General features: G+C 64.2%; 4 protein-coding genes and 1 pseudogene. 3 read left to right on the top strand and 2 right to left on the bottom strand.

The genetic code is table 11. The features are described 5' to 3' along the window. Positions 1-1,038: 3-dehydroquinate synthase (aroB, locus tag EOD15_RS31335; RefSeq protein ID WP_127409165.1), on the bottom strand; the 1,038-nt coding region annotated here is incomplete at its 3' end. Next, positions 1,035-1,646: a shikimate kinase gene (locus EOD15_RS31330; protein WP_127266670.1), complete on the bottom strand. Its 612-nt coding sequence runs from the start codon at positions 1,644-1,646 to the stop codon at positions 1,035-1,037. The genes aroB and EOD15_RS31330, both read right to left, overlap by 4 nt. A gap of 210 nt (positions 1,647-1,856) precedes the next feature. Here EOD15_RS31330 and EOD15_RS31325 point away from each other — a divergent pair, with 210 nt between their 5' ends. The 3 genes and pseudogenes from EOD15_RS31325 to EOD15_RS31315 form a co-directional block, all read left to right on the top strand. Further along, positions 1,857-2,009: a histidine kinase gene (locus EOD15_RS31325; RefSeq protein ID WP_127266685.1), complete on the top strand. Its 153-nt coding sequence runs from the start codon at positions 1,857-1,859 to the stop codon at positions 2,007-2,009. A gap of 17 nt (positions 2,010-2,026) precedes the next feature. After that, entirely contained in the window at positions 2,027-2,944 is a 918-nt protein-coding gene (locus EOD15_RS31320; protein ID WP_127321560.1) for a site-specific tyrosine recombinase XerD, read from the top strand. A gap of 99 nt (positions 2,945-3,043) precedes the next feature. Then, positions 3,044-3,276, top strand: a pseudogene (locus tag EOD15_RS31315) (acetyl-CoA carboxylase carboxyl transferase subunit alpha); the annotation flags it as partial.

The raw sequence follows: 3,276 nt of genomic DNA, 5'->3' as shown, positions 1-3,276 counted from the left end.
CGTCAGGATGAAGGTCAGCGCGCCGCGCGACACCTTCTTGTCCTGGGTGATGAAGGCAAGCAGCGCCTCGGCATCAGGCAATTCGCCCGGGATGTCCGCTATCCGCCAAGGCAGGCCGACCGCGCGCAGATGCGCCTCGATGCGCGCGGCATCGTCGGGGCTGGCCAGATTGAGCCGCGACGAGAACCGGTAGGCCAGCGCCATGCCTATGGCGACCCCTTCGCCATGGACGAGGCGGGCTCCGTCATACTGGGTGGCGGCTTCCAGCGCGTGGCCGAATGTGTGGCCGAGATTGAGCAGCGCGCGGTCGCCGGTCTCGAATTCGTCGCGCGCAACCATTTCGGCCTTGGCCCGGCAGGCTTCGGCAATCGCCTGCGCCCTCTCCGGCCCGCCGGCAAAAACCTGGACCCAATTCTTTTCCAGCCAGGCGAAAAACTCCGGCCGGTCGATGAGCCCGTATTTGGCGAGCTCGGCATAGCCGGCGCGGAATTCCCGGATCGGCAGCGTGTCCAGCACCCCGGTGTCGGCCAGCACCAGTTTCGGCTGATGGAAGACGCCGACGAGGTTCTTGCCGCGTGGGCTGTTGATGCCGGTCTTGCCGCCGACCGAGGAATCGACCTGCGCCAGCAGCGAGGTCGGGATCTCCACGAAACTCATGCCGCGCCGCACGATGCCGGCGGCAAAGCCGGCAAGGTCGCCGATAACGCCGCCGCCGAAGGCGATGACGATGTCGCCGCGTTCCAGTTTCGCAGCCAGCACACCGTCGACCACCTCTTCGAGATGAGCAAAACTCTTGGTCTTCTCGCCGGGCGGCAACGTGATCACGGCGGTCTGGATGCCGCCCGTTTCGAGGCTGGCCTGAAGGGCAGCGAGATGCGCTGCCGCGACATTGGCGTCGGTGACGACCGCGGCGCGTGTACCCGGCAGGCGGCCCGATATCTCGGCGCCCGCGCGGGCCAACAACCCCGAACCTATCAGGATATCGTAGGTCCGGTCGCCAAGGCCGACTTCGACGACAACGGGTGCCTCGATGCTCACTGTTCCACCTCGCCCGTCGCCGTCGTCTCATCGATGCCGAAATGCCGGCACAGCGCATCCACCACCTCGGTCGCGATGACTTCCTTGCGGTCGTCGCGGGTCGGCACGGTGACATCAGATGTCGCGTAGACCGGATAGCGCTCGCCCATCAGCCGCTCCAGCACGGCGCGCGGATCGGCACTTTTCAACAATGGCCGGTTCTGTTTCTTGGAGACGCGGTCCATCAGAAGATCGAGCTCGGCCTTCAGCCATACCGACACGCCCTGCGCTGCAATCGCCTCGCGCGTCTGCGCATTCATGAAGGCGCCGCCGCCGGTCGACAGCACCTGCGGGCCGTTTTCCAGCACGCGCAGGATGACGCGCTGCTCCAGCGCCCGGAATTCGGTCTCGCCATAGCGCTCGAACAGCTCCGGAACGGTCATGCGCGAGACGCTTTCGATCTCCTGGTCGCTGTCGATGAAGGGCAGCGCCAGCATCGTCGCCACCTTGCGGCCGATCGCCGTCTTGCCGGCACCCATCAATCCGACGAAGACGACGGAACGGCTGCCCAGCCGGCCAAGCAACGCGGCGTAGGTCTCGTCTGGAGGATTTGCTGGCAACGCGTTCATCGGATGTTTCGAAGGCCCTCTTTGCCGGCGTATCGACATGAAAAGCCCGTTTGCGTCAAGCGTGGCAAGCGCCTTGAACCCGACATGGACCAGCAGGGTCTGCATCAGAAGTTGCTAACAGGCCTCCGCTTCTTCCTTGAATTGGCCGGATTGGCGTCCCATAAGGGGACAGGGTTTGGAAACGCAGAACAAGAAGACGGGCGAAAATTGATGCCGACACTGTTTCGCTTTGTCGTGGTAACAGCGATTCTGGCAGGTATTGCCTATGGTGCGATGTTCGCACTGGTGATGTTCGTCGAGCCAAAGAAGGGCGAAATGAGCGTGCGCATCCCTCCGGAAAAGCTGAACCCCAAGAAAAGCTGAACCCGAAGAAAAGTTGAATGAACAGCGCCGCCCGCATCGAAGCCTTTCTGGAAATGATGAGCGCCGAGCGGGGCGCGGCTGAAAATACGCTTTCCTCCTACCGCCGCGACCTCGAGGACGCTTCTGGCGCGATCGATGGCGGGCTGGCTGGTGCCGCCGCCGCCGATATCCGCGCCTATCTCGACGACATTGCCGCCCGCGGCTTTGCCGCCACGTCGCAGGCGCGCAAACTGTCGGCGATCCGCCAGTTCTTCAAATTCCTCTACGCCGAAGGCCTGCGGGGCGATGACCCGACCGGCACGCTGGACAGCCCGAGAAAGGGCCGCCCGCTGCCCAAGACGATGAGCGAGGCCGACACCGGCCGGCTGATCGACCGAGCGGCGCTTGAGGCCGGCGATGCCTCGTCGGGCGATGGGGACAGTCTGGCGTCACTGCGCCTGCATGCGCTGGTCGAGGTGCTTTACGCCACCGGCCTGCGCGTTTCCGAGCTGGTCGGCCTGCCGGTGACGGTGGCGCAGCGCGACGACCGTTTTTTCATGGTGCGCGGCAAGGGCGACAAGGAGCGCATGGTGCCGCTCTCGGCCAAGGCACGCGCGGCGATGAAGACCTGGCTCGCCGCCCGCGCCAAGGTGCCAGCCTTTGCCGACAGTCCGTTCCTGTTTCCGGCCGCCTCCGACAGCGGCTATCTCTCGCGTCAGGTCTTTGCGCGTGACCTGAAGGGGCTGGCGGCAAGGGCCGGCATCGCCTCGGCGAAGATCTCGCCGCACGTGCTGCGCCATGCTTTCGCCAGCCATCTCCTGCAGAACGGCGCCGATCTCCGGGCCGTGCAGCAATTGCTTGGCCATGCCGACATATCGACGACACAGATTTACACCCATGTGCTGGAAGAGCGGCTGGTGCGGCTGGTCAACGATCATCATCCGCTTGCCGACTAGGCCTCATATCGCTATGTGAGGACGACATTTCACCGCCCGGAGTCTTGGATTCAAGGGTTCCGTCAGCCACTGCCTTCCGACGTATCGGTCCGCTCACGCATGTATAATTACCTCGATTTCGAAAAACCGGTGCAGGACCTCGAGGGCAAGATACTCGAGCTGAAGAAGCTTGCCGAGAATGGCGAGGCGGTCGATGTCGGCGACGAGATCAGCCGTCTTGAGAAGCGCTCCCGCGACGCGCTGCGCGACGCCTACAAGGCGCTGACGCCGTGGCAGAAGGTGCAGGTGGCTCGCCATCCCGACAGGCCGCATTGCGTCGACTATATCAAGGG

The organism is Mesorhizobium sp. M7A.T.Ca.US.000.02.2.1 (genome assembly GCF_003996995.1).
Classification (GTDB): domain Bacteria; phylum Pseudomonadota; class Alphaproteobacteria; order Rhizobiales; family Rhizobiaceae; genus Mesorhizobium.
Note: the sequence above shows the minus strand (reverse complement) of the source record. Positions and strands in the feature narration are given on the sequence as shown.